Raw genomic sequence first — 7,040 nt, 5'->3', positions numbered from 1 at the left:
AGACCCCCCTTCGGCCCTGAACGGCCTCGTCCTCAAACGCCGGACGGGCTGAAGAACCAGCCCCTCCGGCGTTTGAGGAGCGGGGGTCCAGGGGGCAGAGCCCCCTGGCGGGGTCGAAGGGGCGGAGCCCCTTCAAGGACGGGAAGGGTAGGGGCGGCGGGGGCGAAGAACCTACCCCCGCGTCAGCGACAGCAAATCCCTCGCCGGCCCCACCGGCCGGTGCCCCGTCGGCCACACCGCCCGCAGGTCCCGCGCCAGGGACACACCAGCCACCGGCACACTCACCAGCCGCCGCATCGAGAGCTCCTCACCCACCGCGAGCTCACTCAACACCGCGGGCCCCGCCCCGCTCACCGCCGAAGCCTTCACCGCGGTCGTCGAGGACAGCTCGATCAGCGGCCGCGCCAACCCGCCCAGTGCCACGTCGAGCACCTGCCGCGTGCCGGAACCCTTCTCACGCAGGATCAGCGGAGTCACCGCGAGCTCGGCCGCCTCCAGCGGGCGTCGCCGCCGAGCCCAGGCATGACCTGGCGCTGTCACCACGATCAGGTTGTCGTGCGCGATGACGACGGAGTCCAGCCCGGAGGGGGCGGTGAGCCCCTCCACGAACCCGAGGTCCGCCTCGTCGGCCAGCAGCCGTTCGGCGACGACCGCCGAGTTCCCGGCGAGCAGGGACACCGCCGTGTCCGGGCGCTGCGCGCGCAGGGCGAGGAGCCACCCCGGCAGCAGGTACTCCGCGATCGTCATGCTGGCGGCCACCCGCAGCCGCGAGTCCCGCCGGTCCCGCAAGGCCTGCGCCCCCACGTCGAACGCCTCCGCGGCCTCCACGATGCGCCGCGCCCAGTCCGTCACCAGCGCCCCGGCGTCCGTGAGCCGGGACCCTCTCGGCGACCGGTCCACCAGCGCCACCCCGAGCTGGCGCTCCATCGACCGGATCCGGCTGCTCGCCGCCGGCTGGGTGATCCCCAGCTCACGCGCCGCCCCACCGAGGCTCCCGAGCCGCGCCACCGCCAGCAACAGCTCCAGCGCGCCCAGGTCCGGAACGCGATGCGCCAGGTTTCCCGCGCGAAACTGTTCCTCCGCCGCCTCTGTCATAAGCCCAGTTTATGTGCTCATAGAGGCAGACTCCCTGGTCGTGGACCACGCGGCCCGCGACGCTGAACGCATGGTCACCGCCGTCCGTCATCTCGGGCCCAATTGGTACGCCGCCGTCATGGGCACCGCCGCCCTCGCCACCGCGGGAGCCGGACTGCCGGTCCAGGTCCCCGGTCTGCGTACCGTCTGCACAGCCGTCTGGGCCCTCTCCCTGATCCTCCTCGTCGTCCTGCTCGCGGCCCGCGCCCTGCACTGGACCCACCACCGTGACCAGGCCCGCGCCCACCTCCTCGACCCGGCCACGGCGCCCTTCTACGGCTGCCTGGCCATGGCCCTGCTGGCGGTCGGCGGCGGCGCGATCACCGTCGGGCGGGACTGGATCGGGACCGGGGCGGCCGTCGCGCTCGACGTCGTGCTGTTCGGCGCCGGTACGGTCGTCGGGCTGGCGGCCGCTGTCGCCGTGCCGTATCTGATGGCCGTACGCCATCGCATCGACCCCTCGCAGGCCACGCCCGTGTGGCTGCTGCCGCTCGTCGCGCCCATGGTGTCCGCCGCGCTCGGGCCGCTGCTGGTGCCGCATCTGCCGGCCGGGCAGGCGCGGGAGACGCTGCTGCTCGCCTGCTTCGCGATGTTCGGGCTCAGTCTGCTCGCCACCCTGCTGATGCTGCCGATCGTCTTCGCACGGCTGATCACGGGCGGTCCCCTGCCCCTCGTCCTCACTCCGACGCTCTTCCTGGTGCTGGGGCCCCTCGGGCAGTCCACCACCGCCGTCGGCATCTTCGCGGACGTCGCCCCGGGCGTGGTCCCGGAGCCGTACAGCGAGGGTTTCGGCATTCTCGCCGTCCTGTACGGCGTCCCCGTCATGGGCTTCGCACTGCTGTGGTTCGGGCTCGCCACCGCCCATGTCGTACGCGCCCGGCGGCACGGCATGGGCTTCGCGATGACCTGGTGGGCGTTCACCTTCCCGGTCGGCACGTGCGTGACCGGCGCCGAGGCACTGGGCCGGCACACCGGGCTCGTCGTCTACGAGGGACTCGCCGTCGGGCTGTACGTCGTACTCGCCGGCGCCTGGGCCGTGGCCGCCGTCTCCACCGCGCGCGGTCTGCTCAGCGGTGTGCTGCTCGCAGGGCCTCGGACAGCACCCGTGGTGCGTCGGCCAGTGACGGGCCGTACCACGTCAGGTGCCGTCCGCTGACCAGTGCGCAGGGAAGGCCGACAAACGCCTCGGGGCCGTCGTCGGCCGTGAAGCGGTACGGCTCGTCGGGGAGGACGACGACATCGGGGGCCGCTGCGCGCAGGTCGTCCAGGGGGATACGCGGGTAGCGGTCCGCATGCGTCGCGTACAGGTGGTCCACGCCCAGGCGGGCCAAAACGTCGCCCGCGAAGGTGTCGCGGCCCAGCACCATCCAGGGGCGCCGCCAGATCGGCACGACGGCCGTCGTACGGCGCTCCGGTGGCGGGAGTGACGACCAGGTCTTCTCCGCCTCGTCCAGCCACCGCGGGCGGGCTCCCACTCCGCACGCCGCCAGGACCCGCGCCAGCTCTGCGAAGGCCTGCGGCACGTCCCGGACCTCGGTCACCAAGACCTCGGTGCCGGCCGCGCGCAGGGCCGCGAGGTCGGGCTCGCGGTTCTCCTCCTCGTTGGCGATCACGAGGTCGGGGGCGAGGGCGACGATGCGGTCGACCTCGGGGTTCTTGGTGCCGCCCACGCGGATGACGTCCAGGCCGGCGGGGTGGCTGCACCAGTCCGTGGCGCCGACCAGGACGCCCGGGGCCGAGGCGGCGACGGCCTCCGTGAGCGACGGCACCAGGGAGACGACGCGCATCAGTGTCCCGGCCGGTCCCGGACCGCCTCGATGTGCTCGGCCACCGCGACGACGACCACGCGCGTCTCCGCCACGGTCGCCCGCCAGCGGTGGCGTACTCCGCCGGTGAGGTACAGGGTGTCGCCGCGGCCGAGGCGGTACGCGCGGCCCTCGGCCTCAATCTCGACGGCCCCGTCGGCGACGAACATCAACTGGTCGTTGCGGTACTGGAATTCACGGCCCGCGTCATGGTCGCCGGTGAACTCCGAGGCGTGCATCTGGTGGTGACCCCGCACCAGGGAACGCGCCCTGGGGGCGGGCCCCCACTCGCCGCCGTCGGCCCGTACCACGTCGACACTGCATGCCGGGTCGGCTGCGGCGAGGAGTTCGACGGCGGTCGTGCGCAGCGCGTCGGCGACCTTCTCGAGGGAGCTTCTGCTGGGGCGCGCCCGGTCGTTCTCGACCTGGCTCAGGAAGGGCACCGACAGGCCGCTGCGCTCGGCCACGACGGCGAGGGTGAGCTCGAGCGCGCGACGGCGCCGACGCACGGCCGCGCCCACTCGAAGGGGCTGTTCTTTGTGGTCGCCCATCGCTCCGGCTCCCTCCTTCGCTCGTAGGTCCACGGTCCACGCGTTCGCCGCCCGGCGCACACCTTCTGTTGAGTTCTCTGCACCCTACGCATGTTCGGCAAACCGTTTCATGCGCCTGTCACATCGACGACACGGCGGGGGGAGTACGACCCACCGGTTCGCGCCAGTGGATCGGCTCTCCCGGTGCGCCGGGTACTCCGGTCCCACCCCTGACTCCCGCTCAGCACGCGAGAGCTGCTGTTCTGTTCAATGCTCCCGCGCTCCCCTGTGTTCCCTCACCTGCTACAGGTGGAATGCCTGGTCAGCGGCGTGATCCGGGGGTATCGGCCCGGCCGTGAAGTCGGTGCCGGCAGCGCGGAGTTGGCGGAGCCGGGTTCAGGTGGTGGGGTAGCGCTGCGTGGTTGGCCGGATCCTTTTCGTAGGCATGCCACGTGCCGGTGCGGGCCCGCATACCGCGAGGGGTGGGTCCGTCGTACGCAGGGGAAGACGTACGGCGAGACCCACCCCTCGGGCGGCGGTCCGGGGCCGTCAGGTCACCCGGCCGCCTGGCTCTTCTCCGAACCGGCGACCGGAGCCCACTTGTCCACCAGGCCAGGGTTCTGCTTCAGCCAGGAGCGGACCGCGTCCTGCTCCTTGCCCTTGCCGGCCTTGGTGATCTGCGACTCCAGGCTGGTGAGCTGCTTCTCCGTCATGGAGAAGTTCTTCAGCCACCTGCCGACCTCGGGGTTGTCATCGGCGAAGCCCTTGCGGGCGAGCGTGTGCACGCCGTCGCCCTTGCCCCAGGCGCCCTTGGGGTCCTTGAGCTTCGTCAGGTCGTAGTCGCTGTACGCCCAGTGCGGCGACCAGAGCGTGACGGCGATCGGCTCCTTCTTGGCGTACGCGCGCTTGAGCTCGGCCAGCATCGCGGGCGTCGAGCCGTCGACGACCTCGTACGAGCCCTCCAGGCCGTACTCCTTGAGGACCTTGTCCTTGAGCATGCCCATCATTCCGGCGCTCGGCTCGATGCCGATGATCTTGCCCTTGAACTTGGAGGCGTTGTTCTTGAGGTCGTCCAGGGAGTCGACGCCCTTGACGTACGACGGGACGCTGAGCTCCAGGGAGGTGGGGCCGTACCAGGAGCCGAGGTCCTCGAGCTGCTTGCCGTACTTCTTCCAGTACTCGGCGTGCGTGGTGGGCAGCCAGGAGTCCGTCTCGAAGTCGATCTGGCCGGTGGCGAGGCCCGTGTAGAGGGGGCCCGCGGAGTACTGGCTGGTGGTGACCTCGAAGCCGCGGCGCTCCAGCAGCTCCTTCCACAGGAAGGTGGAGGCGATGCCCTCGTCCCAGGGGATGTAGCCGAGCTTGATCTCCTTGCCCTTGCCGACGTTCGTGGCCGAGGCCTCGGCGGTGCCCGCGGAGGGGCCGAAGACGCCCAGGCCGCCGGCGACCAGGGCCAGGACGGCCGCGCCCGCAACCGCGACGACCGGACGGGGACGGTGGTTCCAGACCTTGACGCCACCCGCGGCGCGGGCCTTGGCGGCGGCACGGCGGCCGAGCGGTGAGATCTGCGCGCCGAGCGCGCCGGTGATGCGGTCCAGGTAGATGGCGAGGACGACGATGCCGACGCCCGCCTCGAAGCCGAAGCCGATGTCGAGCTGGCCGATGGCCTCGTTGACCGCGCCGCCGAGGCCGCCGGTGCCGACCATGCCGGCGATGACGACCATCGACAGGCTCAGCATGATCACCTGGTTGATGCCCGCCATGATGGTGGGCAGGGCCAGCGGCAGCTGGACCCGCAGCAGGGTGTCGCGCGGTGCCGTACCGAACGCCTCGGCGGCCTCGACCAGTTCCGCGTCGACCTGGCGGATGCCGAGTTCGGTCATGCGGACGCCGGGCGCGAGCGCGAAGATCAGGGTGGCGATGACGCCGGCGGCGGTGCCCAGGCCGAAGAAGAGGATGGCCGGGATCAGCAGCACCATCGACGGCATGGTCTGCAGCAGGTCCAGGACGGGCCGTACGGCCGCGCTGACCGCCTTGGAGCGGGCCGCCCAGATGCCCAGCGGGATCGAGATCACCAGGGCGATCACGGTCGCGACCAGCACCAGGGCCAGCGTCGACATGGCCCGGTCCCACAGTTCGAGCGAGTCGACCAGTGCGAAGCCGGCGAAGGCCAGGACTCCGGGAACCAGGCCGCGCAGCCACCAGGCCAGCACGGCGAGGATGCCCGCGAGGAGCAGCGGTTCGGGGGCGGTGAGGACGGCGTTGACGGCGTCGTACATGCCCTCGACGACCGCCTTGATCGCGTCGAAGAGCCAGGACATGTGGGTGACGAGCCAGTCCACGCCGGAGTCGACCCAGTCGCCGAGATTCAGCCTAGGCACGGGCGGCCACCTTCCCGTCCGGGGTGTCGCAGGGCGCGGGATCGGCACTCTCGTCGCCGAGGAAGCCGACCAGCCGCTGCCGCGGCACGACGCCTATGACCTTGTTGTCCGCGTCCACGACCGAGACGCGGTGCGACAGCCGGGCGCTGATGGCGCACAGCTCGCCGAAAGTCGTCTCGCCGGTCGCCGTCTCGCAGGCGCACAGGGGGGCGTCGGCGGTGACCGTGGTGTCCATGAGGGCGCTCGCGGTGAGCACGCGGGAGCGGTCGACGTCCTGGATGAAGGAGGCGACGTAGTCGTTCTCCGGGCGCAGCAGGATGTCCTCGGCCGTGCCGGTCTGCACGATGCGGCCGTCGCGCATGACGGCGATGCGGTCGCCCAGGCGCATGGCCTCGTTGAGGTCGTGGGTGATGAAGACGATCGTCTTCTTCAGGGAGCGCTGCAGCTCCAGCAGCTGGTCCTGCATGTCGCGGCGGATCAGCGGGTCGAGCGCGCTGAAGGACTCGTCCATGAGGAGCATGTCGGCGTCGGTGGCGAGCGCGCGGGCGAGGCCCACGCGCTGCTGCATGCCGCCGGACAGCTCGTCGGGCCAGGACTTCTCCCACCCGGCCAGACCGCACAGGGCCAGCGCCTCGCCGGCGCGCTTTTCGCGCTCGGCGCGGGGCACGCCCTGCACGGCCAGGCCGTAGGCGGCGTTCTCCAGCACGCTGCGGTGCGGGAAGAGCGCGAAGTGCTGGAAGACCATGCTGATCTTCTTCGCACGGACCTCGCGCAGCTCACGGTCGCTGATCGCGGTCAGGTCCTGGCCGTCGAAGCGGACGTGCCCCGCGGTCGGCTCCAGCAGCCCGTTGAGCATGCGCAGCAGCGTGGACTTGCCGGACCCGGACAGGCCCATGACGACGAAGATCTGGCCCGGCTCCACGGTGAAGGAGGCGTCGATGACGGCGGCGGTGGTGCCGTCCGCGCGCAGTTCCTCCCGGTCGGCTCCCTGGCGGAGCCGCGCTACGGCCTCGTCCGGTCGTCTGCCGAACACCTTGTAGAGCTGTTCGGCCTCTAGCCTGGATGACACGTGTACCTCTTGTCTCGACGGCAAAGGAAGTGAGTGACGGCCGCAACAGTTGAATGCGCAAGCGACGTCACTCCGGGAGCGCGCCTGCCCTGCTTCCCCGGACACAAACGCACAAGTGGTCCAG

Annotated in this window: 6 protein-coding genes; 1 reads left to right on the top strand and 5 read right to left on the bottom strand. The window is 71.3% G+C overall.

What is annotated here, in order from left to right:
• Positions 1–171 precede the first annotated feature (171 nt).
• Positions 172–1,095, bottom strand: a complete 924-nt coding sequence (locus ACFY5C_RS28755; RefSeq protein ID WP_389449183.1) for a LysR family transcriptional regulator — start codon at positions 1,093–1,095, stop codon at positions 172–174.
• A 70-nt stretch (positions 1,096–1,165) separates the two neighbouring features.
• Here ACFY5C_RS28755 and ACFY5C_RS28750 point away from each other — a divergent pair, with 70 nt between their 5' ends.
• Positions 1,166–2,290, top strand: a complete 1,125-nt coding sequence (locus ACFY5C_RS28750; RefSeq protein ID WP_389449216.1) for a TDT family transporter — start codon at positions 1,166–1,168, stop codon at positions 2,288–2,290.
• Here ACFY5C_RS28750 and ACFY5C_RS28745 read toward each other — a convergent pair.
• From ACFY5C_RS28745 to ACFY5C_RS28730, 4 genes are all read right to left on the bottom strand, one after another.
• Complete coding sequence (locus ACFY5C_RS28745; RefSeq protein WP_389449181.1) at positions 2,202–2,921, bottom strand: helical backbone metal receptor; 720 nt, start codon at positions 2,919–2,921, stop codon at positions 2,202–2,204. The two genes, ACFY5C_RS28750 and ACFY5C_RS28745, sit on opposite strands and share 89 nt — an antisense overlap.
• Positions 2,921–3,490 (bottom strand): helix-turn-helix domain-containing protein, encoded by a 570-nt coding sequence (locus ACFY5C_RS28740; protein WP_389449179.1) that lies wholly within the window; start codon positions 3,488–3,490, stop codon positions 2,921–2,923. Before ACFY5C_RS28740 ends, ACFY5C_RS28745 begins: the two co-directional genes overlap by 1 nt.
• Before the next feature lie 533 nt (positions 3,491–4,023).
• The gene (locus ACFY5C_RS28735; protein ID WP_389449177.1) at positions 4,024–5,847 is read right to left on the bottom strand and encodes an ABC transporter permease/substrate binding protein; all 1,824 of its coding nucleotides are present in this window, start codon (positions 5,845–5,847) and stop codon (positions 4,024–4,026) included.
• Positions 5,840–6,916 carry a glycine betaine/L-proline ABC transporter ATP-binding protein gene (locus tag ACFY5C_RS28730; protein WP_389449174.1) on the bottom strand — a complete coding sequence of 359 codons (1,077 nt, stop codon included), beginning with the start codon at positions 6,914–6,916 and terminating at the stop codon, positions 5,840–5,842. Before ACFY5C_RS28730 ends, ACFY5C_RS28735 begins: the two co-directional genes overlap by 8 nt.
• Between the last annotated feature and the right edge of the window lie 124 nt (positions 6,917–7,040).

The organism is Streptomyces sp. NPDC012935, assembly GCF_042900345.1.
Classification (GTDB): Bacteria; Actinomycetota; Actinomycetes; order Streptomycetales; family Streptomycetaceae; genus Streptomyces.
The sequence above is the reverse complement of the archived record's forward strand: the minus strand, read 5'-3'. Positions and strand labels throughout refer to the sequence as shown.